At 70.6% G+C, this 26,449-nt stretch carries 23 protein-coding genes and 1 riboswitch; of the genes, 13 read left to right on the top strand and 10 right to left on the bottom strand.

The features are described from left to right. Positions 1-75: 75 nt before the first annotated feature. The 3 genes from ACWD68_RS00780 to ACWD68_RS00770 all read right to left on the bottom strand — a co-directional run bounded on the left by ACWD68_RS00780 (position 76) and on the right by ACWD68_RS00770 (position 1,548). The gene (locus tag ACWD68_RS00780; protein ID WP_451804200.1) at positions 76-315 is read right to left on the bottom strand and encodes a hypothetical protein; all 240 of its coding nucleotides are present in this window, start codon (positions 313-315) and stop codon (positions 76-78) included. 162 nt (positions 316-477) lie between these two features. Further along, positions 478-717: a hypothetical protein gene (locus ACWD68_RS00775; protein ID WP_451804198.1), complete on the bottom strand. Its 240-nt coding sequence runs from the start codon at positions 715-717 to the stop codon at positions 478-480. 273 nt (positions 718-990) lie between these two features. Further along, the gene (locus ACWD68_RS00770; protein ID WP_451804196.1) at positions 991-1,548 is read right to left on the bottom strand and encodes a DUF6082 family protein; all 558 of its coding nucleotides are present in this window, start codon (positions 1,546-1,548) and stop codon (positions 991-993) included. 319 nt (positions 1,549-1,867) lie between these two features. Between ACWD68_RS00770 and ACWD68_RS00765 the strand changes: the two genes are divergently transcribed. After that, positions 1,868-2,941 (top strand): CobW family GTP-binding protein, encoded by a 1,074-nt coding sequence (locus tag ACWD68_RS00765; protein WP_451804194.1) that lies wholly within the window; start codon positions 1,868-1,870, stop codon positions 2,939-2,941. A 7-nt stretch (positions 2,942-2,948) separates the two neighbouring features. On the opposite strand, the gene ACWD68_RS00760 is transcribed toward ACWD68_RS00765, so the two are convergent. Further along, on the bottom strand, positions 2,949-5,408 hold the full coding sequence (locus tag ACWD68_RS00760) for a DNA gyrase/topoisomerase IV subunit A (protein ID WP_451804192.1): 2,460 nt from the start codon (positions 5,406-5,408) through the stop codon (positions 2,949-2,951). Between the two features lie 354 nt (positions 5,409-5,762). Here ACWD68_RS00760 and ACWD68_RS00755 point away from each other — a divergent pair, with 354 nt between their 5' ends. From ACWD68_RS00755 to ACWD68_RS00740, 4 genes are all read left to right on the top strand, one after another. Continuing rightward, positions 5,763-7,109: a M16 family metallopeptidase gene (locus ACWD68_RS00755; RefSeq protein WP_451804404.1), complete on the top strand. Its 1,347-nt coding sequence runs from the start codon at positions 5,763-5,765 to the stop codon at positions 7,107-7,109. After that, positions 7,106-8,494, top strand: coding sequence for a M16 family metallopeptidase (locus ACWD68_RS00750; RefSeq protein ID WP_451804190.1), 1,389 nt, complete (start codon positions 7,106-7,108; stop codon positions 8,492-8,494). The genes ACWD68_RS00755 and ACWD68_RS00750 overlap by 4 nt, the downstream gene beginning before the upstream one ends. 214 nt (positions 8,495-8,708) lie before the next feature. Further along, positions 8,709-8,869: riboswitch (cyclic di-AMP (ydaO/yuaA leader) on the top strand. Between the two features lie 12 nt (positions 8,870-8,881). Continuing rightward, positions 8,882-9,646: a M23 family metallopeptidase gene (locus tag ACWD68_RS00745; RefSeq protein WP_451804188.1), complete on the top strand. Its 765-nt coding sequence runs from the start codon at positions 8,882-8,884 to the stop codon at positions 9,644-9,646. 197 nt (positions 9,647-9,843) lie between these two features. Next, positions 9,844-10,539 carry a GntR family transcriptional regulator gene (locus tag ACWD68_RS00740; RefSeq protein ID WP_451804186.1) on the top strand — a complete coding sequence of 232 codons (696 nt, stop codon included), beginning with the start codon at positions 9,844-9,846 and terminating at the stop codon, positions 10,537-10,539. Positions 10,540-10,763: 224 nt separating this feature from the next. Here ACWD68_RS00740 and ACWD68_RS00735 read toward each other — a convergent pair whose 3' ends face one another. Continuing rightward, positions 10,764-11,045: an HPr family phosphocarrier protein gene (locus ACWD68_RS00735; protein ID WP_451804184.1), complete on the bottom strand. Its 282-nt coding sequence runs from the start codon at positions 11,043-11,045 to the stop codon at positions 10,764-10,766. Between the two features lie 174 nt (positions 11,046-11,219). On the opposite strand from ACWD68_RS00735, the gene ACWD68_RS00730 reads away from it, so the two are divergent. The 4 genes from ACWD68_RS00730 (at position 11,220) to ACWD68_RS00715 (ending at position 16,865) form a co-directional block, all read left to right on the top strand. Further along, positions 11,220-14,048, top strand: a complete 2,829-nt coding sequence (locus ACWD68_RS00730; RefSeq protein ID WP_451804182.1) for a bifunctional acetate--CoA ligase family protein/GNAT family N-acetyltransferase — start codon at positions 11,220-11,222, stop codon at positions 14,046-14,048. A 343-nt stretch (positions 14,049-14,391) separates the two neighbouring features. After that, positions 14,392-14,979 (top strand): DUF5998 family protein, encoded by a 588-nt coding sequence (locus ACWD68_RS00725; RefSeq protein WP_451804180.1) that lies wholly within the window; start codon positions 14,392-14,394, stop codon positions 14,977-14,979. After that, a complete protein-coding gene (locus tag ACWD68_RS00720) occupies positions 14,979-16,166 on the top strand; it encodes an alkaline phosphatase family protein (protein WP_451804178.1) in 1,188 nt (395 codons plus the stop codon). The genes ACWD68_RS00725 and ACWD68_RS00720 overlap by 1 nt, the downstream gene beginning before the upstream one ends. Before the next feature lie 51 nt (positions 16,167-16,217). Then, complete coding sequence (locus ACWD68_RS00715) at positions 16,218-16,865, top strand: thymidine kinase (protein ID WP_451804176.1); 648 nt, start codon at positions 16,218-16,220, stop codon at positions 16,863-16,865. Positions 16,866-16,968: 103 nt separating this feature from the next. Here the strand turns inward: ACWD68_RS00715 and ACWD68_RS00710 are convergent, their stop codons facing one another. After that, positions 16,969-17,772: a VOC family protein gene (locus ACWD68_RS00710; protein WP_451804174.1), complete on the bottom strand. Its 804-nt coding sequence runs from the start codon at positions 17,770-17,772 to the stop codon at positions 16,969-16,971. Positions 17,773-18,095: 323 nt separating this feature from the next. Here ACWD68_RS00710 and ACWD68_RS00705 point away from each other — a divergent pair, with 323 nt between their 5' ends. Then, positions 18,096-18,923, top strand: a complete 828-nt coding sequence (locus ACWD68_RS00705; RefSeq protein ID WP_451804172.1) for a sulfurtransferase — start codon at positions 18,096-18,098, stop codon at positions 18,921-18,923. Between the two features lie 112 nt (positions 18,924-19,035). On the opposite strand, the gene sepH is transcribed toward ACWD68_RS00705, so the two are convergent. After that, positions 19,036-20,118 (bottom strand): septation protein SepH, encoded by a 1,083-nt coding sequence (gene sepH / locus ACWD68_RS00700; RefSeq protein ID WP_451804170.1) that lies wholly within the window; start codon positions 20,116-20,118, stop codon positions 19,036-19,038. Between the two features lie 439 nt (positions 20,119-20,557). Here sepH and ACWD68_RS00695 point away from each other — a divergent pair, with 439 nt between their 5' ends. Beyond that, complete coding sequence (locus ACWD68_RS00695) at positions 20,558-21,346, top strand: hypothetical protein (protein WP_451804168.1); 789 nt, start codon at positions 20,558-20,560, stop codon at positions 21,344-21,346. On the opposite strand, the gene ACWD68_RS00690 is transcribed toward ACWD68_RS00695, so the two are convergent. Beyond that, positions 21,270-22,589, bottom strand: coding sequence for a D-arabinono-1,4-lactone oxidase (locus ACWD68_RS00690; RefSeq protein ID WP_451804166.1), 1,320 nt, complete (start codon positions 22,587-22,589; stop codon positions 21,270-21,272). The genes ACWD68_RS00695 and ACWD68_RS00690 overlap by 77 nt on opposite strands. Beyond that, on the bottom strand, positions 22,549-23,787 hold the full coding sequence (locus ACWD68_RS00685; RefSeq protein ID WP_451804164.1) for an MFS transporter: 1,239 nt from the start codon (positions 23,785-23,787) through the stop codon (positions 22,549-22,551). The genes ACWD68_RS00690 and ACWD68_RS00685 overlap by 41 nt, the downstream gene beginning before the upstream one ends. A 267-nt stretch (positions 23,788-24,054) precedes the next feature. Between ACWD68_RS00685 and ACWD68_RS00680 the strand changes: the two genes are divergently transcribed. Further along, positions 24,055-25,182, top strand: a complete 1,128-nt coding sequence (locus tag ACWD68_RS00680; RefSeq protein WP_451804162.1) for a ferrochelatase — start codon at positions 24,055-24,057, stop codon at positions 25,180-25,182. Positions 25,183-25,190: 8 nt separating this feature from the next. Further along, positions 25,191-26,006 carry an inositol monophosphatase family protein gene (locus tag ACWD68_RS00675; RefSeq protein WP_451804160.1) on the top strand — a complete coding sequence of 272 codons (816 nt, stop codon included), beginning with the start codon at positions 25,191-25,193 and terminating at the stop codon, positions 26,004-26,006. 99 nt (positions 26,007-26,105) lie between these two features. Here ACWD68_RS00675 and ACWD68_RS00670 read toward each other — a convergent pair whose 3' ends face one another. After that, the gene (locus ACWD68_RS00670; RefSeq protein ID WP_167459062.1) at positions 26,106-26,279 is read right to left on the bottom strand and encodes a hypothetical protein; all 174 of its coding nucleotides are present in this window, start codon (positions 26,277-26,279) and stop codon (positions 26,106-26,108) included. Positions 26,280-26,449: the final 170 nt, after the last annotated feature.

Here is a 26,449-nt window from a genome sequence, read left to right as displayed (position 1 = left end):
CGGGCAAAAAACTGGCTCGGCACCAGATTGGTGCCGAGCCCGGGGTGTGACGTCAGTTGCTCCGAAACCCTGCCGCTACGCGCGGGGAATGTCTCTCCTGGCCTGGACGAGTGTCTCGCGCGTGATGACCACGATCCGCTCGTGGTCGGCTCGTGCGGCGTCGGGCGGGAGCTCTGGCTCGAGCTCTTCGGTGGCCTCGCGCCCGATGACAGCGAAGTTGCCGTCGCTGAGTTCGAAGATGTCGGGACAGGACTGGCCAGTGGCGCTGCCTCGTGCACGGGGAGAGGCACCGATCCGACGGACGACAGTCGTCATTGTCTCGGCCTTTCGTGCGGTGACCCTGGGGTCACGGTGTGGGTCGTCCCGTGGCTACCCGCCGGACAGGGACGGCGGGCAGATCGGGGCTACCGAGGTCAAAGCGAACGCATAGCGATGTGATGGTGTGCCGTACTCGCGTGAGAGTGCGGCGCTCGGTCCCTATACGTCGGGAATATCCGCCTTCGCGTGGATAAGGGTTTCACGGGACACCACGACGATTCTTTCGTAGTCTGCCCGGGATGCGTCGGGGGGGAGATCGGCGTCGAGCGTCTCGGTGACATCTGTTCCGATCACAGCGAACCTGCCGTCGGACAGTTCGAAAATGTCTGGGCAATTGGCACCGGACGTACTTCCTCGCAAGCTCGGAGGAGTGCCAATCCGACGGATGATCTGGCTCACTGTTCTTGATTCCCTTTGATCTCGAGGTGGGATTGGCTACGCGCTGTTGCTGCGCGGTGCGACGCCGCCCTGTGGGGCCGCGCCCTCGGACCGGGCGGCGTGGAGCGACGGTTCGGTGGGGATCGACCCAAACGTAATAGCGCAGTAGTCAACCCTGATGGCATCTGGAGAAACGCGGCGGTTTACTGGTTCGTTATCGCCCGAAGGTGTGATCCGCCTGCCAGGGTGGCGCGGGTGACCGTGTTTGCGCCGGAGCGTGGCGAGCGAAGGGCGCTACTCGCTCGGCGGTTCACCCACGACCCACCACTCGTCCGTGTCTGTTTCCTCCAGTTGCGCGAGGAGATCTTCGACCATAAGTCCGATTTGGGCCTCTTCTGATGTGCTGATGAGGCTTGCTCGATGAGGGCGTGTTGCATACCAGTACTCGCGGAAGATCGGGTGTTGGAGCCAACCGCGGGCAAAGCCGAAGAATTCCTCGCGGGTCATGTTGCCCATGCGGTAGTAGCAGAGCGCGTTTGTGTACAAGGCGTTGGTGAAGAGGAACTGGCGCTGCTTCCTCGGGGAGACGGTCCCCTCGTACGCGTCCAGCACCTCGGCCAGTTCGGGATCGTCCATGGCCTTGCTCAACAGTTCCCAGTGAAGCCGCTGTTGGTGGGCGAGGTTGGCCTGCCGCTGGGTCTGGGCGGCCTGTTCGAGCAGTTCGATCCGCGAGTGCAACGCGTCGAGCGTCGTTCGCTGCGCGACGAGGGTGACGGCGGCCCCTGTCAGCAGGCCGACCGCTGCCGCGGCAGCGGAACTCAACCCACGTACTTTCAATTTCCGTGTGGTCATGTCAACCCCCGAATCAGGCGACCGTCCGCCGGTCGTCGGTTGTGGGCGACAGGGAGCGGACCGGCGAGCGGTGGGCGGCGCGCTTGCCGCCCCCCAGTGTTGCCGAGCGGCTCTGATCGGCAGGGAGGCGGAGAGGAGGCGCACGGAGGGATGTGCGGGTCGCGTTCACCGGCGCCATGTCCAACGTGTGCCCCGCGAGCGCCGCTAACAATCGTTCACTTCGGGGCGTTTCCTCCCGCTCGTATGCTTGGTCGGCATTCATTCCCCGCATGAGCGCCGGTCCCGTGAGCCGGTGCGCGCACAGGTTCAGAGAGGGCGCATGGTGAGTCAGTCGAGTCTCCGGCAGATCCCGGTCATCGTTCTCGCCGGCTTCCTGGGCTCCGGCAAGACCACGTTGCTCAACCATCTCCTGCACCGCAGTGGCGGCAGCCGCATCGGAGCCGTCGTCAACGACTTCGGGGCGATCGAGATCGACGCGATGGCGGTGGCCGGAGCGCTCGGTGACTCCACCGTGTCGCTCGGCAACGGGTGTCTGTGCTGTGCGGTCGATGTCGGCGAGCTTGATCAATATCTGGATCGACTCGCTCAACCATCCGCCCGAATCGACGTCATCGTCATTGAGGCGAGCGGGCTCGCCGAGCCCCAGGAACTCGTGCGTATGGTCCTCGCCAGCGAGCATCCGGGCATCGTGTACGGAGGGCTCGTCGAGGTCGTCGACGCCGCCGAGTTCGTCGGCACACGGGAGAAGCATCCCGAGATCGACCGCCACCTCGCCCTGGCCGACCTCGTCGTCCTCAACAAGATCGACCGGGCCGACGACGGCGAGGGCGTGCTGCGCGTCGTCCGGGAGCTCGCCAACCGCGCCGCGGTCGTCCCCGCGACCTACGGCCGAGTCGATCCGGAGTTCCTCTTCGACTGCAGGCCGAGCGAGGAGCGCGTCGGACAGCTGTCCTTCGACGATCTCCACGATCACGAGGAGGACGGCCCGGAGGCGAGCGGTCACGGGGAGCGTGGCCACTCCGGTCATCTGCACTCCGCCTACGAATCCCTCTCCTTCACCTCCGAAGTGCCGCTGGGACCGAGGCGGTTGATGGCCTTCCTCGACAGCAGGCCCGAAGGGCTCTACCGGATCAAGGGGTACGTCGACTTCGGCGTCCAGGACTCCCGCAACCGCTACGCCGTGCACGCCGTCGGACGGTTCCTGCGCTTCTATCCCGAGCCATGGGCCGGTACGGACGGGCGGCTCACCCAGCTCGTCCTCATCGGCTCCGGAATCGACACGGTGGCGCTGACCAAAGAGCTCGAGGCATGCGAAGAGGACGCCCCGCACGCCGATGAACACAGCATGTGGGGCGTCCTCCGCTACGTACAGGAGCCGAGCCCGGAGGGCTGACCGCGGACTAGACCGGGCCCGCGACCACCGACACCGGCTTCCCCAGCGACACACCCGAGCCGTCACGGCGCGGGTCGATCTCCGGCAGGTCGACGGGCATGCCGGTCTTCTGCGCCGCGCGTCCCGGCGTCGGACCTGCCCAGGCCAGCGACAGGCAGTCCTCGCCCTTCAGGAAACGCTGGCAGCGCACACCGCCCGTGGCGCGACCCTTGCGCGGGTACTGGTCGAAGGGAGTCAGCTTGGCCGTGGTCTGGACGGAGTCGTCCAGCGTCCCGCGCGAACCCGCCACCGTGAACACCACCGCGTCGACCGCCGGGTCGACGGCCGTGAAGGAGATCACCTTCGCGCCGTCGGTCAGCTTGATGCCGGCCATGCCACCGGCGGCGCGGCCCTGCGGGCGCACCTGCGAGGCCTGGTAGCGCAGCAACTGGGCGTCGTCCGTGATGAAGACCAGGTCCTCCTCACCGGTGCGCAGCTCGACCGCGCCGACGATCCGGTCGCCGTCCTTGAGGGTGATGACCTCCAACTCCTCCTTGTTCGAGGGGTAGTCGGGCACCACACGCTTGACGACACCCTGCTCCGTGCCGATGGCCAGGCCCGGCGATGTCTCGTCGAGCGTCGCCAGACAGATCACCGTCTCGTCCGGCTCCAGGGCGGACAGGAACTCCGAGACCGGAGCACCGCCGGAGAGATTGGGCGCCGACGCCGTCTCGGGGAGCCGCGGGAGGTCGATCACGTTCAGGCGGAGGAGGCGGCCGAGTGACGTGACGGCACCGATCTCGCCGCGTGCCGTCGCGGGCACCGCGGAGACGATCACGTCGTGCTTGGTGCGCTTGCCGTCGGAGTCCTCCCCGAAGGGATCACCGGTGGCCGTACGCGCCAGAAGTCCCGTCGAGGACAGCAGCACCCGGCACGGGTCGTCGGCGACCTGGAGCGAGACCGTCGCCGCGGGGGAGCCGGCGGACTCCAGGAGGACCGTACGCCGGTCGGTGCCGAACTTCTTGGCCACCGCGGCCAGTTCGCCGGAGACCAGCTTGCGCAGCTCCGCGTCCGAGTCCAGGATGCCGGTCAGCTCGTCGATCTCGCCGTTGAGCCGGTCGCGCTCCGACTCCAGCTCGATGCGGTCGAACCGGGTGAGGCGGCGCAGCGGCGTGTCCAGGATGTACTGCGTCTGGATCTCGGAGAGCGAGAAGTGCTCGATCAGGCGTTCCTTGGCCTGCGCCGAGTTGTCGCTGGAGCGGATCAGGCGGATGACCTCGTCGATGTCCAGGAGGGCGACGAGGAGCCCCTCGACCAGGTGCAGCCGGTCGCGCTTCTTGCTGCGGCGGAACTCGCTGCGGCGGCGCACGACCTCGAAGCGGTGGTCGAGGTAGACCTCCAGCAGCTCCTTGAGGCCCAGGGTGAGCGGCTGACCGTCCACCAGCGCCACGTTATTGATGCCGAAGGACTCCTCCATCGGCGTCAGCTTGTAGAGCTGTTCGAGGACCGCCTCCGGCACGAAGCCGTTCTTGATCTCGATGACCAGACGCAGTCCGTGCGCGCGGTCGGTGAGGTCCTTGACGTCGGCGATGCCCTGGAGCCTCTTCGCGCCGACCAGGTCCTTGATCTTGGCGATCACCTTCTCCGGGCCGACGGTGAACGGCAGTTCGGTGACGACGATGCCCTTGCGGCGCGCCGTGACGTCCTCCACCGAAACCGTGGCGCGGATCTTGAAAGTGCCGCGCCCCGTCTCGTACGCGTCCCTGATCCCGGAGAGGCCGACGATCCGGCCGCCGGTGGGCAGGTCGGGGCCCGGGACGTGCTTCATCAGCGTCTCGAGGTCGGCGCCCGGGTACCGGATGAGGTGACGGGCGGCGGCGATGACCTCGCCGAGGTTGTGCGGCGGCATGTTGGTCGCCATGCCGACCGCGATGCCCGACGAGCCGTTGACCAGGAGGTTCGGGAAGGCGGCGGGCAGGGCTACCGGCTCCCGCTCCTGGCCGTCGTAGTTGGGCGAGAAGTCGACCGTGTCCTCGTCGATGGACTCCGTCATCAACGACGTCGCGTCGGCCATCCGGCACTCGGTGTAACGCATCGCGGCCGGCGGGTCGTCGTTGCCGAGCGAGCCGAAGTTGCCGTGGCCGTCGACCAGGGGCAGACGCATGGAGAAGGGCTGCGCCAGACGCACCAGGGCGTCGTAGATGGACGCGTCGCCGTGCGGGTGGAGCTTACCCATGACCTCGCCGACGACGCGGGCACACTTCACATAGCCGCGGTCGGGGCGCAGGCCCATCTCGTTCATCTGGTACACGATGCGGCGGTGCACCGGCTTGAGGCCGTCTCGGGCGTCCGGCAGGGCTCGCGAGTAGATGACCGAGTACGCGTATTCGAGGAAGGAGCCCTGCATCTCGTCCACGACGTCGATGTCGAGGATCTTCTCCTCGTACGAGTCGTCGGGCGGCGGGGTCTTCGTGCTGCGGCGGGCCATCGCTGCTGCGGCTCCTTCACAGTCTCTGCCGGGGCATGAACGGGTTCTGACGCGCACCATTGTGGACCGCCCCACTGACAACCCGGACCGCGACCCGTCCATAGCGCCCCCGCGGGGCCCTCCCCGGACGCCGCCGAGACCGCTTCCGAGCAGCCCCCGGGCCCGGTACCCGGCGGGCCCCAGGCCCCTTCGCGGTGGTTCTCGGGGGATTCTCCGGGGTGTGTCAGGGACACGCGTAAGTCTCGCTCTCGGCGTACGAGGTGCGGGAACTTCGCCAGCCGTCCGCGCGCTTGCATACAGTGGCAGGACCGACAGGAATGACGCAGTTCCGCGATCGAAGGGACGTACATGCCCATGGGTCACACGGCCACAGCTGAGGCAGGCTCCGGCGGCCTGACAGCGACCGAGCACCGCCTGGCCAACGGCCTGCGCGTGGTGCTCTCCGAGGACCATCTGACCCCGGTCGCGGCGGTGTGCCTCTGGTACGACGTCGGCTCGCGCCACGAGGTCAAGGGCCGGACCGGACTCGCCCACCTCTTCGAGCACCTGATGTTCCAGGGCTCCAAGCAGGTCCACGGCAACGGTCACTTCGAACTCGTGCAGGGCGCCGGCGGCTCGCTCAACGGCACGACGAGTTTCGAACGCACCAACTACTTCGAGACCATGCCCACCCACCAGCTGGAGCTCGCCCTCTGGCTGGAGGCCGACCGCATGGGTTCGCTGCTCGCGGCCCTGGACGACGAGTCCATGGAGAACCAGCGCGACGTCGTCAAGAACGAACGCCGGCAGCGCTACGACAACGTTCCGTACGGCACCGCGTTCGAGAAGCTCACCGCGCTCTCGTACCCCGCGGGCCACCCGTACCACCACACCCCGATCGGGTCGATGACGGACCTGGACGCGGCCACCCTGGAGGACGCCCGCGCGTTCTTCCGCACCTACTACGCGCCCAACAACGCGGTTCTGTCGGTCGTCGGGGACATCGACCCGGAGCAGGCGCTCGCCTGGGTCGAGAAGTACTTCGGTTCCATCCCCGGCCACGACGGCAAGGCCGCCCCGCGTGACGGCTCGCTGCCCGACACCATCGGCGAGCAGCTGCGCGAGGTCGTCGAGGAAGAGGTCCCTGCGCGCGCCCTGATGGCCGCCTACCGGCTCCCGGAGGACGGCACGCGCGCGTGCGACGCGGCCGACCTCGCGCTCACCGTTCTCGGCGGCGGCGAGTCCTCCCGGCTCTACAACCGGCTCGTACGCCGTGACCGCACCGCCGTCGCGGCCGGGTTCGGCCTGCTGCGCCTCGCCGGAGCGCCCTCCCTGGGGTGGCTGGACGTGAAGACGTCCGGCGACGTCGAGGTCCCGGTCATCGAGGCCGCCGTCGACGAGGAGCTCGCCCGGTTCGCCGCGGAGGGCCCCACGGCCGAGGAAATGGAGCGCGCGCAGGCCCAGTTGGAGCGCGAGTGGCTGGACCGGCTCGGCACCGTCGCGGGCCGCGCCGACGAACTGTGCCGGTACGCCGTCCTGTTCGGCGACCCGCAGCTCGCCCTGACCGCCGTGCGGCGCGTTCTCGACGTCACCGCGGAGGAGGTCCAGGAGATCGCCAAGGCCCGCCTGCGCCCCGACAACCGCGCGGTGCTCGTCTACGAGCCGACCGCACCCGAAACGACCGACGCCGCTGACGAGACCGACGAGGAGGCGGCGAAGTGACCGAGCTCGCCACCATGGACTTCCATCCGCAGCCCCAGGCCGGCAGCCCCAGGCCGTGGGCCTTTCCCGCCCCCGAGCGCGGCACCCTGGACAACGGCCTGACCGTGCTGCGCTGCCATCGCCCCGGCCAGCAGGTCGTCGCCGTCGAGATCATCCTCGCCGCGCCCCTGGAGGCCGAGCCCGCGGGCCTGGACGGCATCGCCACGATCATGGCGCGCGCCTTCTCCGAGGGCACCGACAAGCACTCGGCCGAGGACTTCGCCGCCGAGCTGGAGCGCTGCGGCGCCACGCTCGACGCGCACGCCGACCACCCCGGCGTACGCCTGTCCCTCGAAGTGCCCGTCTCGCGCCTGGCCAAGGCACTCGGCCTGCTCAGTGACGCCCTGCGGGCACCCGCGTTCGCGGACAGCGAGGTCGAGCGGTTGGTGCGCAACCGGCTGGACGAGATCCCGCACGAGACGGCCAACCCGGCCCGTCGTGCCGCCAAGGAGCTCTCCAAGGAGCTGTTCCCGGCGAGCGCGCGCATGTCGCGCCCGCGCCAGGGCACCGAGGAGACCGTCCAGACGATCGACTCCGCGGCCGTACGCGCCTTCTACGAGAAGCACGTTCGCCCCGCGACGGCCACCGCCGTCGTCGTCGGCGACCTGACCGGCGTCGACCTCGACGAACTGCTCGGCGACACAGTCGGCTCCTGGACCGGTTCGTCGGCCGAGCCGCGTCCCGTGCCGCCGGTGAACGCCGACGACACCGGGCGCGTGATCATCGTCGACCGCCCCGGCGCCGTCCAGACGCAGCTGCTCATCGGCCGTGTCGGCGCCGACCGGCACGACCGTGTGTGGCCGGCCCAGGTGCTCGGCACGTACTGCCTCGGCGGCACCCTCACCTCGCGCCTCGACCGCGTCCTGCGCGAGGAGAAGGGCTACACCTACGGCGTACGGGCGTTCGGTCAGGTCCTGCGCGCCGCGCCGGACGGCACGGGCGTCGCGATGCTCGCCATCAGCGGCTCGGTGGACACCCCGAACACGGGTCCGGCGCTCGACGACCTGTGGAAGGTGCTGCGCACCCTCGCGGCCGAGGGGCTGACCGACGCCGAGCGGGACATCGCCGTGCAGAACCTGGTGGGCGTGGCGCCCCTCAAGTTCGAGACGGCGGCGGCCGTCGCGAGCACGCTCGCCGACCAGGTCGAGCAGTACCTGCCGGACGACTACCAGTCGACGCTCTATCAGCAACTGGCCGCCACCGGCACCGTGGAGGCCACCGCGGCCGCCGTGAGCGCTTTTCCGACGGACCGTCTGGTGACCGTACTGGTGGGCGACGCCGCGCAGATCGAGGAGCCCGTCAAGGCGCTCGGAATCGGTGAAGTCAGCGTGGTGACCGCCGAGTAGAGCCCGCGCGACCGAGGGGGCCCTGGTGACCGAAGAGTCACCAGGGCCCCCTTTTACCCGGAAGCCGTCCCCAAGATGTCCGTATTGGTATGGAGGTTGCCCTTCTGGTCTGTGGGATGCGCTACAAAAACCGTGATCTGTTTGTTGTTCGAATGACACCCCGTTTAGCGTCGGTCCGGCTGTTCGTCAGGCAGTGCGCCGCGCCCGCGGCACCGGACAGTCATCGCCGAGTCCCCGCATGGCGCGAGCCAGGGGAGCCGGGGACCCACACGTAGTCCCTGGGGTGAATCGGACGCCCTCCCAGGAGGGAGTCCGTAGGAGACCTTCCTGCTCCGAACCCGTCAGCTAACCCGGTAGGCGAGAGGGAAGGAAAGGATCAGCCCCTACATGGCGTTCACCTGTGGCACCGGGAAGCATCGTCGTCCGAACCGGGTGCACAGCACGACCACGAGCGCCGTCGGCGTCGCGGCCCTGACCACCACCGGTGTCATCGGAACCCTGGCCGCCCCCGCCTTCGCCGCGGAATCCTCCGTCGAGCAGACCGGGCTGACCCAGGCCGTCATCATCGGCGACTCGGTCGCCGACCAGATCGACGCCCAGGCCTTCGCGCAGCAGCGCGCCGCCGACGAGGCCGCCGCGCGGAAGAAGGCCGAGCAGACCGCCCGCAGGCACGCGGCCGAGCAGGCCGCGAAGGCCCGCGAGGACAAGGAGCGCGCCGCCCGCGAGGCCGAGCGCAAGCGCCTGAACACCTTCGTCATGCCGATCACCGGTTCGTACGTCTCCACCGGCTACCAGGCCAGCAGCAGCCTCTGGTCCTCCGGCAGCCACACCGGCGTCGACTTCCACGCCGCGTCCGGCACCTCGGTTCACGCCGTCGGCTCCGGCACGGTCGTCACGGCCGGCTGGGGCGGTGCCTACGGCAATCAAGTCGTGATCAAGATGCACGACGGCACGTACACCATGTACGGCCACCTCTCGTCCATCGGTGTGTCCGTGGGCCAGACGGTCACTCCGGGGCAGCAGATCGCTCTCTCCGGGGACACCGGCAACACCACCGGTCCGCACCTGCACTTCGAGGCCCGTACGACCGCCGAGTACGGCTCGGACATGAACCCGGTCGCGTACCTGCGTACGCACGGCGTCAACGTCTGACGACCGCTTCGCCGCTTCTCCACCGCTTTCGATGCCCCGGCTCACCGAGCCGGGGCATCATCGTTTCCCGAGGCCGTCTGTCCAAAAAATATCCATGGATTCAGGCCTGCCATCGGAAATTCCGGCTTCCTGCAATAGAGTCACTGAACAAGCGTCAATCGATGGCGTTTCGCGGGGATTAAAGCGGAGGTCCGGTCATGCGTATTCCGGCGCACTCGGTATGCACGGCGATCCGTGACGACATCGTCGCGGGTGTCTACGAGCGTGGCGGCCGGCTGACCGAGGAACTGCTCGCGCGGCGCTACGGCGTCTCGCGCGTCCCCGTGCGCGAGGCCCTGCGCACGCTGGAGGCCGAGGGCTTCGTGGTCACCCGCCGGCACGCGGGCGCGTGCGTCGCGGAACCCACCGAACAGGAGGCGGCGGACCTCCTGGAGATGCGGATGCTGCTGGAGCCGCTGGGTGCCGCGCGGGCCGCCCAGCGGCGCACGGAGGCCCACCTCAAGGTGCTCCGGGGCCTGGTCAGGCTGGGGCAGGAACGTTCCAGGAGAGGCCACAGCGAGGATCTGCGCTCCCTGGGCGGCTGGTTCCACGAGACGCTCGCACAGGCGTCCGGCAGCCCGGCGCTGACCTCCACACTCGCCCAGCTGCGACACAAGATCGCCTGGATGTACTCGGTGGAGGCGCCGGCCAATCCCGCGGAGTCCTGGGCGGAGCACGGCGGCATCGTGGACGCGGTCGCCCGCGGCGACAGCGAGCGGGCCCGCGCGATCACGGCCCTGCACGCCGAGCGTGCGACGACCGCGCACCGGCTCCGCTTTCCCGGCGGCGGAGATCGGCCGGAACGTGTGAGAACTTCGCAACATCCCGTAAACATGACGGGCCCGCGTCATTAACACGGGCGCCGTATACAAAGAGGGATATTCGGCAGGGGCCTATTTCTGATGCCCTTTTGTTCGCGCGCCAGGAATTTCGGCGAGCGCTATTCTCGTGACCGTGCGGCGCGGGTCGCGCGTTCCGCCGGGGAATTCCTGAACGGGGTACGGAAAACGGCTGAGCCGCGCCGCCCGGAGAAGGGGTGGCGCGGCTCAGCCGTAGGTGTCCCGGGTGCCTTGTGGGCTCAGACGGTCTCGGGGAGTTCGTCGAGCCCCTCGGCGACGAGCCTCGCCAGACGGTCGAGAGCGACGTCCGCGCCCTCGGCGTCCGACGCGAGGACGATCTCTTCGCCGCCCTGGGCGCCCAGGCCGAGGACCGCGAGCATGGAGGCCGCGTTGACGGGGTTGCCGTCGGCCTTGGCGATCGTCACGGGGATGCCGGAGGCCGTGGTGGCCCGGACGAAGATGGAGGCGGGGCGGGCGTGGAGGCCCTCGTTCCAGCCGACGTTGACGCGGCGCTCAGCCATGTGATGCTGCCCTTCGGGTGTTCCGGGTTGTCTAGACCAGTGTCCCATATCGTGAGGCGTGCCCGGGCGGTCCTTCGTCCGTCCGCGGTGATGGCGGACCGCGGTCTCGCTCCGGCGTCCGTCTCCACAGACTGCCTCGCGCCGTTGTCCTACGCGAGCCGTACTCTGGGGCCCATGCAGACCTCGTCGGACCGGCACGAGTACCCCGCTCACTGGGAGGCCGACGTGGTGCTGCGCGACGGCGGCACCGCGCGCATCAGGCCCATCACCGTGGACGACGCCGAACGCCTGGTCAGCTTCTACGAGCAGGTGTCCGACGAGTCGAAGTACTACCGCTTCTTCGCGCCGTATCCGCGCCTGTCCGCCAAGGACGTCCACCGGTTCACCCACCACGACTTCGTGGACCGGGTGGGTCTCGCGGCCACGGTGGGCGGCGAGTTCATCGCCACCGTGCGCTACGACCGGATCGACGCCGACGGCCTGCCCGCGTCCTCGCCCGCCGACGAGGCCGAGGTCGCCTTCCTCGTGCAGGACGCCCATCAGGGCCGCGGCGTCGCCTCGGCCCTGCTCGAGCACATCGGGGCCGTGGCCCGTGAACGCGACATCCGCCGCTTCGCCGCCGAGGTGCTGCCCGCCAACAACAAGATGATCAAGGTGTTCACGGACGCCGGGTACACCCAGAAGCGCAGCTTCGAGGACGGCGTCGTACGCCTGGAGTTCGACCTCGAACCCACCGACCGGTCGCTCGCCGTGCAGCGTGCGCGGGAACAGCGCGCCGAGGCCCGGTCCGTGCAGCGGCTGCTCGCCCCCGGCTCGGTCGCCGTCATCGGCGCCGGGCGCACACCCGGTGGTGTCGGCCGCAGCGTCCTCGACAACCTGCGCGAGGCCGGGTTCACCGGACGCCTGTACGCCGTGAACACGGCGCTCCAGGAGAAGGAACTCGACGGAGTCCCGGCCCACCGCTCCGTCCGGGACATCGCCGAGCCCGTCGACCTGGCCGTCGTCGCCGTGCCCGCCGAGCAGGTCCCCGAGGTCGTCACGGAATGCGGCGAACACGGCGTGCAGGGACTCGTGGTGGTCTCCGCCGGGTACGCCGAGAGCGGCGCCGAAGGACGTGAGCGCCAGCGCGAACTCGTACGGCAGGCGCGCACGTACGGGATGCGCATCATCGGGCCCAACGCCTTCGGAGTCATCAACACCTCCCCCGAAGTGCGTCTGAACGCCTCGCTCGCTCCCCAGATGCCCCGCCCGGGCCGGATCGGCCTGTTCGCGCAGTCCGGTGCCATCGGCATCGCCCTGTTGTCCCGGCTGCACCGGCGAGGCGGTGGCGTCACGGGCGTGACCGGCGTGTCGACCTTCATCTCGTCGGGGAACCGGGCGGACGTGTCCGGCAACGACGTCCTTCAGTACTGGTACGACGACCCGGACACCGACGTCGCCCTGATGTACCTCGAATCCATCGGCAACCCGCGCAAGTTCACCCGCCTCGCGCGACGGACGGCGGCGGCGAAACCTCTGGTCGTGGTCCAGGGGGCGCGGCACGGCGGAGCCGCACCCCAGGGGCACGCCGTACGGGCCACCCGGTTGCCGCACACCACCGTGTCCGCGCTCCTGCGCCAGGCCGGAGTGATCCGGGTGGACACGATCACCGAACTCGTCGACGCGGGCCTCCTGCTGGCGCGCCAGCCGCTCCCCAGGGGACCCCGCGTGGCGATCCTCGGGAACTCCGAGTCGCTGGGGCTTCTGACGTACGACGCGTGTCTCGCCGAAGGGCTCAGGCCCCTGCCGCCGCGTGACCTGACCACGGCGGCCTCGGCGGAGGACTTCCACCGGGCGCTGTCCGAGGCCCTCGCCGACGACGGCTGTGACGCCGTGGTCGTGACGGCCATACCGGCGGTGGGGGAGACCCCGGCCGCCGACGCGGCGCTGGCCGAGGCCCTCCGGTCCTCCGCCGCGGCGGCTCCGGCGAAACCCGTGCTCGTGGTGCACGTCGAACTGGGCGGGCTCGCCGAGGCACTGTCCGCCGCCGCGAGCACCGCTCCCCAGCCCGCCGAGACGGCACCCGGTGCGGCGCCCGGCGCCCGGTTCCACCCCGCGGACCGCTCGCCCACCGCGGTGAGCGCCGACGCCGCGTCGGACTCCCGGCTCATCCCCGCCTACCCCGCCGCCGAGCGAGCCGTCCGCGCCCTCGCCGAAGCCGTCAAGTACGCCCAGTGGCGCATGGACGCCGGCGAGCCCGGCAAGGTGCCGGAGTACGAGGACATCGACGAAAAGGGAGCGGCGCAGCTGATCGACGACCTCCTCGCGCGCGGGGAGGGGCTGACGCTCGGAGGCGAGGAGACGGGGGCGCTGCTCGGGCGGTACGGCATCGACGTCCACCGTGCCCTGCCCGCCCCCACACCGGACGACGCCGTGGCGGCCGCGCGCTCCCTCGGTTACCCCGTGGCCCTCAAGACCACCGCCCCGCACCTGCGGCACCGCGCCGACCTGGGCGGCGTACGGCTGGACCTGGCGGACGAGGAACAACTGCGCCGGGCGTACACGGAGTTGACCGAGCTGTTCGGGACACCGACGGTGCTGCGCCCGGTCGTGCAGGGGATGGCGCCGCGCGGCGTCGACACGGTCGTCCGCGCGGTGATCGACCCGGCGGCCGGGGCGGTGCTCTCCTTCGGGCTCGCCGGAGCCGCCTCCGAGTTGCTCGGGGACACGGCGCACCGGCTGATTCCGGTCACCGACCGGGACGCGACCTCACTGGTCCGGTCGATCCGGACGGCACCGCTGCTGTTCGGCTGGCGGGGCTCCGCGCCGGTCGACACGGCGGCCCTCGAAGAACTCATGCTGCGGGTGTCCCGGCTGGTCGACGACCACCCCGAGGTCGTCGCGGTCTCGCTGGAGCCGGTGGTGGTCGCCCCGACCGGTCTGAGCGTGCTGGGGGCCACGGTACGACTGGCCCGCGCCCCGCTCCGGGACGACCTCGGCCCCCGGACACTGCCTGTCGTCTGAGTCGCCTGAGTCGTCTGAGCTGTCCGGGCAACCCGGGGCGTCCGACGGGCACTGCCCCCAGCCGGTGCGCGGCCTGACCTGGTCAGGCCCTGCCCGCCGGCCGTCGCCCGCGCGGTGCCGCCGGGGAAGTCCTCGTCCCGGACGTCTGTCCGTGGTCCCAGGTGCTGCCCCGCTCGTCCGCCACCCGTCCGGTGCGCCGCAGCGCTCCCCGGTCCCGGCCGCGTCGCCGCTGCCGCCGTACGCACGTCCTCCCGGTCGCCGTCGCTCGTTGGATCTGTTCCGTCCACGACAGACCGCCGCGAGCGGTGCCTCGCAGTCAGTGGGCCCCCGTAGGATGGACGACATGGCCAAGACCAGTACGACGACCCAGGGGCTGCGAGCGGCGATCGAGCGCAGCGGCTACTACCCGGCCCTCGTGGCCGAGGCGGTGGAGGCCGCGATCGGCGGCGAGACCATCCGGTCGTACCTGGTCCACCAGGAGACGACGTTCGACGCGAACGAGGTGCGCCGGCACGTCACTGTGCTCGTCCTCACCGGCAACCGCTTCATCGTCAGCCACACCGACGAGCAGAACGCGGACACCACGTCCCCGACGCCGTACGCCACGACCTCGACGGAGTCGGTCAAGATCGGCCGGATCTCGTCCGTCGTCGTCAGCCGCGTCGTCGCGAACCCCGAGTCGTACACCCCCGGCACGCTGCCCCGCGAGGTGGTCCTGACCATCGGCTGGGGCGCCGTCTCCCGCATCGACCTGGAACCGGCCGCCTGCGGTGACGCCAACTGCGAGGCCGATCACGGCTACACGGGCAACTCGACGGCCGACGACCTGAGCCTGCGCGTCAGCGAAGCCGGGGACGGCCCGGAGACCGTCCGTCAGGCCCTCGCCTTCGCACAGTCCCTCTCCGAGGCGACCGCGGACACCACCCGCTGATGGCCCTGCCCACCTGGGACCACCCGGAACCGCTCGCCATCGGCTCCGCGCCCGTCCCCGAGTACGGCGCCGGCTCGCTGGCCGATCTGCTGCCCACGCTCGCCGCCGGCATGTCCGTGCCCGGCGCGAGGGCCGCCATACCGGAGCTGACGGCAGCCGACCGGAACTGCGTGTTCCTGATCGACGGTCTCGGCTGGGAGCAGCTCAGGGCCCACCCGGACGAGGCGCCCTTCATGACGTCGCTCCTGGCGTCCTCGCGGGGCGGCACAGGCCGTCCCATCACCGCGGGCTACCCGGCCACCACCGCGACCTCCCTCGCCTCCGTCGGCACCGGCCTGCCCCCGGGCGCGCACGGCCTGCCCGGCTACACCGCGCGCAACCCCGCCACCGGCGAGCTGATGAACCAGCTCCGCTGGAACCCGTGGACCGATCCGCGTGCCTGGCAGCCCTACCCCACGATCTTCCAGCTGGCCGACGCGGCGGGTGTGCACACCGCCCAGGTCTCCTCGCCCACCTTCCAGAACACACCGCTGACCAAGATCGCGCTGAGCGGCGGGACGTTCCACGGCCGGCTGACCGGCGAGGAGCGCATGGACTTCGCGGCCGAGCAACTGGCCGCCGGGGACCGCTCCTTGGTCTACACGTACTACGCGGAGGTGGACGGCAAGGGCCACCGCTTCGGCGTCGACTCGGACCCCTGGCGCGGCCAGCTGATGTACGTCGACCGGCTGGTCCAGCGCCTCGCGGAGCAGCTGCCGCCGCGCTCGTCGCTGTACGTCACAGCCGACCACGGCATGATCGACATCCCGTTCGACGAGCAGCACCGCATCGACTTCGACGAGGACTGGGAGCTGCGCGCCGGGGTCGCCCTGCTGGGCGGCGAAGGCCGTGCCCGCCATGTGTACGCGGTCCCGGGAGCCGAGGCGGACGTGCTCGCCTGCTGGCGCGAGGTCCTCGGCGAGCAGTTCTGGATCGCCTCCCGGGACGAGGCGATCGCGGCGGGCTGGTTCGGCCCGCAGGTCGACGAGCGGGTGTACGCCCGACTGGGTGACGTCGTCGCGGCCGCCCAGGACGACGTCCTGATCATCGCGTCCGAGCGGGAGCCGAAGGAGTCGGCGATGGTCGGCAACCACGGTTCGATGACCCCCGTCGAGCAGCTGGTGCCGCTCCTCCAAGTACGCTCCTGACGCCCTCCTTCCTTTCCCCTGCCTCCGTTGCCGAAAGGTACTCAACTCCCCATGCCCGAGCTGGTGTTCTTCTCCGGAACGATGGACTGCGGGAAGTCCACGCTGGCTCTCCAGATCGAGCACAACCGCTCGGCGCGGGGTCTGCAGGGCATGATCTTCACGCGCGACGACCGCGCGGGCGAGGGCAAGCTCTCCTCGCGCCTCGGCCTGGTCACCGACGCGGTCGAGGTGGCCGACGACCAGGACCTGTACGCCTATCTGGTCGACCACCTCTCCCAGGGCGGCCGGGCGGACTACGTGATCGCGGACGAGGCCCAGTTCCTGGCCCCCCGGCAGATCGACCAGCTGGCCCGCGTGGTCGACGACCTGGGCGTCGACGTCTTCGCCTTCGGGATCACCACCGACTTCCGCTCCAAGCTCTTCCCGGGCTCCCAGCGTCTCGTCGAACTGGCCGACCGGGTCGAGGTCCTCCAGGTGGAGGCCCTGTGCTGGTGCGGCGCCCGCGCCACGCACAACGCCCGCACCGTGGGCGGCGAGATGGTCGTCGAGGGCGCCCAGGTCGTCGTCGGCGACGTCAACCAGCCCGACGACATCGGCTACGAGGTCCTCTGCCGCCGGCACCACCGTCGCCGTATGACAGCCGCCACGGCCCACGCGAGCGCCCTGTCACCCGACGTCCTGCCGATCGCCTCGGCCTGAGACCTGTTCCCGGGGCCCTTTCCCGAAGCCTGCTCCCCGGCCCCGACGCCCTGGCGTCCGGCCCGTCGGCCCGTCGGCCCGTCGGGCACGGTGGCTCGCCGCCTCACGTGACGGCATGGATCAGGGAGAACGTGGCGCCCTCCGGATCCGCCACGGTCGCCACACGGCCGTACGGGGAGTCCTGGGCCGATCCGATGAGATGCCCGCCGAGTTCCGTGACGCGGCGGACGGTGTCGTCCACGTCGGCGGCCTCGAAGTACGTCAGCCAGTGCGGACCGCGGTCGCGGGGCAGAGTGTTCCCGACCCCGTGGATGCCCGCCACCGGGTGGCCGTCGATGTGCAGGGTCACGTAGTCGAAGCCGGGCGAGACGGTCGGCTCCAGTTCGTAGCCGAAGACCCCCTGGTAGAACTTGACGACACTCTCGGTGTCGCGCGTCACGAGCTCGTTCCACACCGGGGTGCCCGGCACGCCGGTGATCTCCGTGCCGGGGTGGGCCACCACCTGCCAGATGCCGAAGACGGCGCCCGACGTGTCGGAGGCGATCGCCAGACGGCCGGCCTCGGCGGCGTCGAGCGGTCCCACGCCCACGGTTCCACCGCTGAGCCGTACCGTCTCGGCGGTCTGGTCCACGTCCGCCGACGCGAAGTACGGCGTCCAGGCGATGGGCAGGTGCCGGTCGGGCGGCAACTGGCCGATCCCGGCCACCTCGTGGCCGTCGAGCAGCGCTCGCGCGTAGGGGCCGAGCTGCTGGGGGCCGGGCTGGAACTCCCAGCCGAACAGCGCTCCGTAGAAGTCCTGGGTCGCGGCCATCTCATGCACCATCAGGCTCACCCAGCAAGGTGTGCCGGGCATGTGCCGAGCGTGCGTGGTGTCGTTCGGGCCGGCCGATTCCCGTGCCTCGGTCATCGTCACTCTCTTCTCGGCCCCTCGCGGTGGCCGGTCACCTTCCGCCTGCGAACACGCGTACTCAGTCGCGTGCGTGCACGCCCCGTGCCGATGTTCGCACCACCGGTCGTGCCGCGCGTCCCGGCCGCGCCGCCGTCCGGCGGCCCGCGGCGAGAGGATGCCCGATCTGCCGTTTCTCATCCGTTTCGGAGTGATTGCCGCGTGGTGTCCATCGGTTGTACAGCATGTGCCCGATCCCACACGCCTCGTGATCGGACCTGTCCGGCGGAGCACAGTAGCCGGACATGGACGGCGCGGCCACCCCGTGCGCAAGGATGGTGGCCATGAACGCCACCATCACCGCACCCGAGCTCGCGAGCGACCTGGCGGGTCCGAACCCACCGGTGCTCCTCGACGTCCGCTGGCAGTTGGGCGGCCCCAACCTGCGCTCCGAGTACGAGAACGCGCACATCCCGGGTGCCGTTTTCGTCGATCTGGATTCCGAACTCGCTGGTCCGGCCGGTGCGGCGGGCCGCCATCCGCTTCCCGGCCCCGAGGTCTTCGGCGCGGCGATGCGGGCCGCCGGCGTGGCCGAGAACCGTGACGTGGTCGTGTACGACGGAGGGCAGGGCTGGGCCGCCGCGCGTGCCTGGTGGCTGCTCGGCTATTCGGGTCATCCGTCGGTACGCGTGCTTGACGGCGGGTTCGCCGCCTGGAGCGGGCCGGTGTCCTCCGAGGTCCCCTCGCCGGTGCCCGGAACGTTCGTACCGGCGCCCGGCGCCCGGCCGTTGCTCGACGCGGACGGGGCGGCCGCGCTCGCCCGCACGGGGCTGCTGCTCGATGCCCGCGCGGGTGAGCGGTACCGGGGCGAGGTCGAGCCGATCGATCCGGTCGGGGGGCACATCCCGGGCGCCGTCTCCGCGCCGACCGCCGAGAACGTCACGGAGGACGGACACTTCCTGCCGCCGGCCGAACTCGCCGACCGCTTCAAGTCCCTCGGCGTGACGCCCACGTCCGAGGTCGGCGTCTACTGCGGCTCCGGTGTCTCAGGAGCCCATGAGGTGCTGGCCCTCGCCGTGGCCGGCATTCCCGCGGCTCTGTACGCGGGTTCGTGGTCGGAGTGGTCCCAGGACGGCGACCGCCCCGTCGCGGTGGGCCCCGACCCGCAGTGACGGGGCGGGGCGCAGGGTCCGCCGTACCGGGCGTGACCGTCGGCCCCGCCGCCGGGTGTACGACGACGGGGCCCGCACCGGATCGGCGCGGGCCCCGTCGTCGTACACCTGACTAGTCCTGCTTCTTCCGCCGTGTGCCGAAGACGATCTCGTCCCAGCTCGGGACCGCCGCTCTGCGGCCCGGGCGGACGCCGTCGGCCTCGGCCTGGCGGTCGGTCGCGCCGACGAGCCGGTCGCGATGGCTGCCGACCGAGCGGGGCATGAGCACGTCCGCGTACGCGGAACCGGCACCCGCCGAGGCAGCGGGAGCCGGGGGCTCCTCCGCCTCGGGGTCGTCGACGGGCTCCTCGGCGGGCCGCTCGGTGGTGGCGGGCCGCTCAGGGACGACCATGTCGCCCCGGAAGCTTGGCACCGCCTCCAGGAGGCTGGTCAGCGAGTCCCGGTCCTCGGCCTCCTCGACCGGTTCCGGGGGCGGCGGGGGCAGGCTCGGCCGCTCCATCTGCCGGTCCAGGGCACGGTCCAGCGGACGGTCGCGGGGCAGCCGGGCGATCCGCGGCACGAACGGGAAGCTCGGCTCGGGTGCCGCGAGGTCCTCGGACTCGCCGATCAGTGAACGCGCCTCGTCGTCGACAGCCTGGACGAGCCGCCGGGGCGGGTCGTAGGTCCAGCTCGCGGCGTGCGGTTCACCCGCGACCCGGTAGACGAGCAGAACTTCCCAGGTGCCGTCGTCGCGGCGCCACGAGTCCCACTGGACGGTGTCCTTCTCGGCGCCCCGGATCAGCAGCCGTTCCTGGACGGCCTCGCCGAGCTGGGGTCCGGCGTTCTCTCCGGGGCGGCGGACGGGAGTCTTCCTGGCGCGCTCGGCCATGAAGGCGCGCTCGGCCAGCACGGGTCCCTCGAAGCGACGTACGCGATCGACGGGGATTCCGGCGAGCTGTGCGACTTCCTCCGCGGAAGCTCCGGCGCGTATACGCGCCTGGATGTCTCGGGGGCGGAGATGGCTCTCCACCTCGATCTCGATCTGGCCGAGGCGGGGACGGTCGCCGCGTACGGCGGCGCGCAGACGCTCGTCAATCGGAAGCGTGTACTCCGTACTGTCCGCAGCCTTCAGCACCAGCCGTGTGCCGTCGTTAGAGACGGCCACGACACGCAGTTCGGGCATGGGGACCTCCCGGGTGGTGCCTGCCGACGTCACGTGCGTCGCTGCTTCCGCTAGTCGAGTGTGGCCTGCCCGGGTGCAGCCTGCCACAACCTTGCCGAGTTGCCCGGCGTGTCGGGCACAGGCCCGGGGTCGCCGTTATGGCACGGTTACCTATTCGCAACGCTAAGTGACGAACTCCATCACCCTGTGCAACGAGCCCCCTCCCGGCGGTCCTGCAAGGCCCCGGACACCCTGGCGGGAGTCCGGACCCAGGGCTCGCAACAGTACTCCATTCGGGCCACATGCGTGGATCGGCACGCCGCCCAACTTCGAGCGGGGGGTGGTAGTTGGCCGTCCCTGACGCCTTTCCCGTGATCATGGAACGTGGCGCACTTCACGTAATCGGCAGAAACGGAACTAATCGTTTCGCCTGTGCGTCCCTTTCTCGTGCGATCGGTCGATCAAGTACGGGAAAGGCAGGCAAGGTCCGGGAATGCGTGAGAAGCCTGAAGTCGGCGGCGAGGAGCCGGGTGCCGACGTGGAGCCGAGGAAGAAGCGGGTGGACCTGAGCGTCCCTCAAGTCGCGGGCAGCGCGGTGGCCGCGGTGGTCGCCGCGAAACTCGCCTCGTACTTCGGCGTCTACGGGACGATTTTGGGCGCCGGACTGGTCAGCGCCATCGCCACCTGCGGAGGAACGCTCTTCCAGCACTTCTTCAGGCGTACCGGCGAACAGATACGTGACGTGACGGTGCAGCCGAAACCGAAGCCCCGGCAGATGCCCGGCACCTCCGGCGAGTTCACCGAGGGGACCGTCTACCGCGCGCGGGTCAGGAGCTGGAAGCGGCCGCTGGTCGCGACCGCCCTCGTCTTCGGCGTCACGATGGCCGGAATCACCACGTTCGAAACCGTCTCAGGGCGCAGTTTCAGCGGCGACGGCACGAGCACGACGGTCGGCGACGCCTTCAAGGGGCACAGCGCCGGCTCGGGAAGTCCGGAGCCCGGCACGGCACCCTCGACCGGGTCGTCGCCGTCCACGGCCCCGGCCGCTCCGGAGGAGTCGTCCCCGTCCACCGGCAGTGACGGCTCGGGGGACCTGGGCGGCGGGAGCGGCGGGGGCGCGACGTCAGAGCCGAAGCCCGGCGACGGCGCGTCCTCGGGACCGGATGCCGGGGGCGACGCCCCGACTCCCGCGCCCAGCGCGACCGCTACGACCCCAGAACCCTCCGCAAGTAGTCGTTCGCAAAGCGCCGATCCGGATCGAGCCGATCCCGCAGCGCCGTGAACTCGCCGAAGCGCGGATAGACCTTGGAGAAGTACTCGGCGTCGCGCGTGTGCACCTTGCCCCAGTGCGGCCGCCCCTCGTGCGCGGTGAGGATCCGCTCCGCCGCGGTGAAGTACGCCTGATAGGGGGTCCCCTTGAACATGTGGACGGCGATGTACGCGCTCTCCCGTCCGGATGCCGTGGACAGGGTGATGTCGTCGGCGGGCGCGGTCCGCACCTCCACGGGGAAGCTGACCCGCAGGGACGAACGGTCGACCATCGACTTGAGTTCGCGCAGCGTCTCGACGAGTGCCTCGCGTGGCACGGCGTACTCCATCTCCACGAAACGCACGCGGCGCGGAGAGGTGAAGACCTCGTACGGGATGTCGGTGTAGGTCCGCGCGGACAGAGCGCGGCTGGAGAGCCTCGCGATCGACGGGATGGCGGCGGGCACGGCTCGACCGAGCAGATTGGCCACCTGGAAGACGCCGTTGGAGAGGAACTCGTCCTCGATCCAGCCGCGGATCGGCCCCACCGGCTTCTCGGGGCCCGCGCTGCGGTTGTTGCGCTTGGTGTTGCAGTTGCCCGTGTGCGGGAACCAGTAGAACTCGAAGTGCTCGTTCTCGGTGAAGAGTTCCTCGAAGTCGGCGGTGACCCTGTCGAAGGTCATCGGCTCCTCGCGGGCCGTGAGCAGGAAGACGGGCTCCACGGAGAAGGTGATCGCGGTGACGATCCCGAGGGCGCCTATCCCTATTCGGGCCGCCGCGAAGACCTCCGGGTTCTCGTGTTCGGAACAGGACAGCACCGAGCCGTCCGCCGTCACCAGTTCGAGTCCCTTGATCTGCGCGGCGATCGAGGCCGAGTCGCGTCCGGTGCCGTGCGTTCCGGTGCTGGTCGCCCCCGAAACGGTCTGCTCCATGATGTCGCCCATGTTCGTGAGCGACAGCCCCTCGCGTGCGAGGGCCATGTTGAGTCTCTTGAGCGGGGTGCCCGCCTCGACCGTGACCGTCATGGCCGTACGGTCGATCTTGCGGATGCCGGTCAACAGTTGAGGGCGGATCAATACGCCGTCCGTCGCGGCGGCCGCCGTGAAGGAGTGCCCGGTGCCGACGGCCTTCACCGTCAGGCCGTCCTCGGCCGCCTTCCGCACGGCGGCGGAGAGTTCGTCGACCGAGGCAGGGCTGACCTCCCGTACGGGACGGGCGGTGACGTTCCCCGCCCAGTTACGCCACGTGCCGCTCTTCCCGCTCACTGTGGTGCTCATGAGACCCTCCCCGCTGCGGAACCGGCCTGCTGAGCCGGCGATACCCGAGGAAACCGACCGCGACCGCGACGGCCCCGGACACCGCCGGAACCCCGTACCCGGCCTTGGCGCCGGCGGAGTCGATCACCCAGCCGGCCACGGAGGAGCCGAGCGCGACCCCGACCGCGAGTCCGGTGCTCACCCAGGTCATGCCTTCGGTCAGTTTCGCGCGAGGTACGTGCTGTTCGATGAGGGACATCGTCGTGATCATCGTCGGAGCGATGGAGAGGCCCGCAACGAACAGCGCCACGGCCAGGAACGGCAAGTTTCCGACCAGTAGGAGGGGGATCATACTCACGGCCATCGCGCATATGCCCAGCAGCCACCTGCGTTCGGGCGCCCCCTTGAAGTGCAGCAGTCCGAAGACGGCTCCCGCGAGACAGGAGCCCGCCGCGTAGAGCGCCAGGACGACGCTCGCGGCGCCCTTGTGGCCCTGCTCCTCGGCGAAGGCCACGGTGACCACGTCGACGGCTCCGAAGATCGTCCCGGTCGCCACGAACGTGGCCACCAGGACCTGGAGCCCGGCCGAGCGGAGCGCCGAACCGCCGGCGTGCTGCCCGCGCGGATGCGGCTCGGGCTCGGTGGCGCGCTGGGAGGTCAGCCAGAAGACTCCGGCCGCCAGGAAGCAGGCGGCGAGCAGCGGTCCGGCCTCCGGGAACCACACCGTGGACAGGCCGATGGAGATGATCGGCCCGAAGATGAAGCAGATCTCGTCCACCACGGACTCCAGGGAGTACGCGGTGTGCAGTTGCGGGGTGCCTCCGTAGAGGGCCGCCCAGCGGGCCCGGATCATCGCGCCGACGCTCGGGACGCAGCCGATGCCGGCCGCGCACACGAACAGCACCCAGTCCGGCCACTCGAAGTGCGCGGCGACCAGCAGCCCGGCGGCCGCCGCGAGCGCGAAGAGTGTCACCGGGCGCAGGACCCGCCGCTGTCCGTGCCGGTCCACCATGCGTGAGACCTGAGGACCCATCGCCGCGGCCGCCAGCGCGATGGTCGCCGACAAGGCGCCCGCGAGGCCGTACCGCCCGGTCAGCTGGGAGATCATCGTGACCACGCCGATGCCCATCATGGACAGCGGCATCCTGCCGAGCAGGCCCGCGGCGGAGAAGCCCTTGGAGCCGGGGGCGGCGAACAGGGCGCGGTACGGGCTGGGCACGGGGGTCTCCGTCGGCTCGGCTCGGCCCCTCCCGGTCACCACGGGCGGCCCGAACTTCGGTAAGGCGTGAAGCTGGCCGATACAGCTTACGGGTTAGGTGACCCTAAACGCACGCCTCCGTGCCCCTCTCCGCCCGGCCCGCGCACGCCCTCACGCCGGCCCGGGCGCATGTCCCGACAGCAGCCCGGCCGTGGGCCCCCGCGGTCCCCGCCTCCTTCGCCGCCCGCCGTTTCTCGCATGTCAGTGGTGGGTGGCAGGATCGGACGCATGCCAGAAGCGCTCGATGCCACCCCCTACGACGCCTTGCTCCTGCTCTCGTTCGGCGGTCCCGAAGGCCGGGACGAAGTGGTCCCGTTCCTGGAGAACGTGACGCGGGGCAGGGGTATCCCCAAGGAACGGCTCAAGGAAGTGGGGCAGCACTACTTCCTGTTCGACGGGATCAGCCCCATCAACGACCAGAACCGCGCCCTGCTCGACGCGCTGCGCAAGGACTTCGCGGAGCACGGGCTGGATCTGCCGGTCTACTGGGGCAACCGGAACTGGGCGCCGTACCTGACGGACACGCTGCGCGAGATGGTCGCCGACGGGCGGCGCCGGATCCTGGTGCTGGCCACCAGCGCGTACGCCTCGTACTCGGGCTGCCGGCAGTACCGCGAGGACCTGGCCGGGGCGCTGGCCGTGCTGGAGAGGGAGGGCCTGGAAAGGCCGAGGATCGACAAGCTGCGGCACTACTTCAACCATCCCGGGTTCGTGGAGCCGATGGTCGAGGGCGTCCTGCGGTCGCTGGCCGAGCTGCCCGAGGAGGTCCGGACCGGCGCGCATCTGACGTTCACCACGCACTCGATCCCGGTCGCCGCGGCGGACACCTCCGGCCCGGTCGAGGGGCACGGTGACGGCGGTGCGTACGTCCGGCAGCATCTGGACGTGGCCCGGCTGATCGCGGAGGCGGTGCGGGAGGAGACCGGGACCGCCCACCCGTGGAAGCTCGTCTACCAGTCGCGCTCCGGGGCCCCGCACATCCCGTGGCTGGAGCCGGACATCTGCGACCACCTGGAGGAGCTGCACGGGGCCGGGGTGGCGGCGGCGGTGATGGTGCCGATCGGGTTCGTCTCGGACCACATGGAGGTCCTGTACGACCTGGACACCGAGGCGACCGCGAAGGCGGCGGAGCTGGGGCTGCCGGTGCGCCGTTCGGCCACGGTGGGCTCCGACCCCCGCTTCGCCGCGGCGGTCCGTGACCTGGTGCTGGAGCGCGCCGCGGCCGAGAGCGGCCGACGAGTGACACCGTGTGCCCTGGGCGCGCTGGGCGCGAGTCATGACCTGTGCCCGGTGGGCTGCTGTCCGGCCCGCACGCCCAAGCCCGCCGCCGCGGGCACCGACAGCCCCTACGCATGAGGAGCCCCGTGCCCGAGCCCCTGCACACCGAACTGCTCCAGCTCGCACACGAGGCCGCCCGCCGCGCGGGCGCGCTGCTGCGCGACGGCCGCCCGGTGGACCTCGCGGTCGCCGCCACCAAGTCCAGCCCGATCGACATCGTCACCGAGATGGACATCGCCGCCGAGAAGCTGATCACCACGCTGATCGCCGAGCACCGCCCCCGCGACGGCTTCCTCGGCGAGGAGGGCTCCGCCAGCGAGGGCACCAGTGGCATCCGCTGGGTCGTCGACCCGCTCGACGGCACGGTCAACTACCTGTACGGGCTGCCGACCTGGGCGGTGTCCATCGCGGCCGAGCAGGACGGCGAGACCGTCGTGGGCGTCGTGGCGGCACCGATGCGCGGTGAGACGTACCACGCGGTGCGCGGCCGGGGTGCCCGCGCCACCGGCGCCTGGGTCGGCGAACGCCGGCTGGCCTGCCGCCCGTCGCCGCCGCTCGACCAGGCCCTCGTCTCGACCGGTTTCAACTACGTGACCGAGGTCAAGACCCATCAGGCCGACGTGGCCCAGCGGCTGATCCCGCTGGTGCGCGACATCCGGCGTTCCGGCTCGGCCGCGGTCGACCTGTGCGACGTCGCGGCCGGCCGCCTCGACGGCTACTACGAGCGGGGCCTGCATCCCTGGGACCTCGCGGCGGGGGACCTGATCGCCCGTGAAGCGGGCGCGGTGACCGGTGGACGCCCCGGAGAGCGCCCCACAGGCGAACTCGTGGTGGCAGCCTCCCCGGGCGTCTTCGAGCCCCTCCAGCGGCTCCTGGACGATCTCGGGGCCTGGCACGACTGACGTCGCCGGCCGAAGGACGGCAGCGGCCTGTCGAAGAGGGAAACGGAGCGGGACCCCGGTACTGGATCGATACCGGGGCCCCGCTCTCGTACGTACTGATCAGACGCGCGTCGCGCCGACCTCCACACCGTGCTCGGCGGCGAGGCGGTGCAGGTCGTCCAGCTCGGCCTGCTCGACCTCCGCGAGGAAGTCGTCGCCTGTTTCGCGAGCCCGCGTCAGGTCGGACTCGGTCGCCCTTATGCGCTGCAGAAGTCCTGCGGTGAATGCGTCCATGCTGCGCCCCCTCGTCCTGGGTCGTGGGTCGGGTGGCACGGGGGTGTGCCGATCGGAAGGGGCGATCACGTCTCTGTCGGGTGCCCAGCGCTGCCCAGGCTGGGCGGCGACGGTGCCGGACACCCACGCCCGCTCTGCGGAAGCGGTTGGACGTACCACAAGGTGGCTTG

Source organism: Streptomyces sp. NPDC005141 (genome assembly GCF_053599975.1).
This window is presented reverse-complemented; position numbering and strand designations above follow the sequence as displayed.

What these genes read in the sequence shown, in the direction of transcription:
- ACWD68_RS00695 (WP_451804168.1), top strand. Translation starts at nt 20,558, where the DNA reads ATGCGTGAGAAGCCTGAAGTCGGCGGCGAGGAGCCGGGTGCCGACGTG.
- ACWD68_RS00745 (WP_451804188.1), top strand. Translation starts at nt 8,882, where the DNA reads ATGGCGTTCACCTGTGGCACCGGGAAGCATCGTCGTCCGAACCGGGTG.
- ACWD68_RS00680 (WP_451804162.1), top strand. Translation starts at nt 24,055, where the DNA reads ATGCCAGAAGCGCTCGATGCCACCCCCTACGACGCCTTGCTCCTGCTC.
- ACWD68_RS00720 (WP_451804178.1), top strand. Translation starts at nt 14,979, where the DNA reads ATGGCCCTGCCCACCTGGGACCACCCGGAACCGCTCGCCATCGGCTCC.
- ACWD68_RS00705 (WP_451804172.1), top strand. Translation starts at nt 18,096, where the DNA reads ATGAACGCCACCATCACCGCACCCGAGCTCGCGAGCGACCTGGCGGGT.
- ACWD68_RS00770 (WP_451804196.1), bottom strand. Translation starts at nt 1,548, where the DNA reads ATGACCACACGGAAATTGAAAGTACGTGGGTTGAGTTCCGCTGCCGCG.
- ACWD68_RS00740 (WP_451804186.1), top strand. Translation starts at nt 9,844, where the DNA reads ATGCGTATTCCGGCGCACTCGGTATGCACGGCGATCCGTGACGACATC.
- ACWD68_RS00715 (WP_451804176.1), top strand. Translation starts at nt 16,218, where the DNA reads ATGCCCGAGCTGGTGTTCTTCTCCGGAACGATGGACTGCGGGAAGTCC.
- ACWD68_RS00725 (WP_451804180.1), top strand. Translation starts at nt 14,392, where the DNA reads ATGGCCAAGACCAGTACGACGACCCAGGGGCTGCGAGCGGCGATCGAG.
- ACWD68_RS00690 (WP_451804166.1), bottom strand. Translation starts at nt 22,589, where the DNA reads ATGAGCACCACAGTGAGCGGGAAGAGCGGCACGTGGCGTAACTGGGCG.
- ACWD68_RS00780 (WP_451804200.1), bottom strand. Translation starts at nt 315, where the DNA reads ATGACGACTGTCGTCCGTCGGATCGGTGCCTCTCCCCGTGCACGAGGC.
- ACWD68_RS00760 (WP_451804192.1), bottom strand. Translation starts at nt 5,408, where the DNA reads ATGGCCCGCCGCAGCACGAAGACCCCGCCGCCCGACGACTCGTACGAG.
- ACWD68_RS00765 (WP_451804194.1), top strand. Translation starts at nt 1,868, where the DNA reads ATGGTGAGTCAGTCGAGTCTCCGGCAGATCCCGGTCATCGTTCTCGCC.
- ACWD68_RS00670 (WP_167459062.1), bottom strand. Translation starts at nt 26,279, where the DNA reads ATGGACGCATTCACCGCAGGACTTCTGCAGCGCATAAGGGCGACCGAG.
- ACWD68_RS00710 (WP_451804174.1), bottom strand. Translation starts at nt 17,772, where the DNA reads ATGACCGAGGCACGGGAATCGGCCGGCCCGAACGACACCACGCACGCT.
- ACWD68_RS00755 (WP_451804404.1), top strand. Translation starts at nt 5,763, where the DNA reads ATGGGTCACACGGCCACAGCTGAGGCAGGCTCCGGCGGCCTGACAGCG.
- ACWD68_RS00730 (WP_451804182.1), top strand. Translation starts at nt 11,220, where the DNA reads ATGCAGACCTCGTCGGACCGGCACGAGTACCCCGCTCACTGGGAGGCC.
- ACWD68_RS00735 (WP_451804184.1), bottom strand. Translation starts at nt 11,045, where the DNA reads ATGGCTGAGCGCCGCGTCAACGTCGGCTGGAACGAGGGCCTCCACGCC.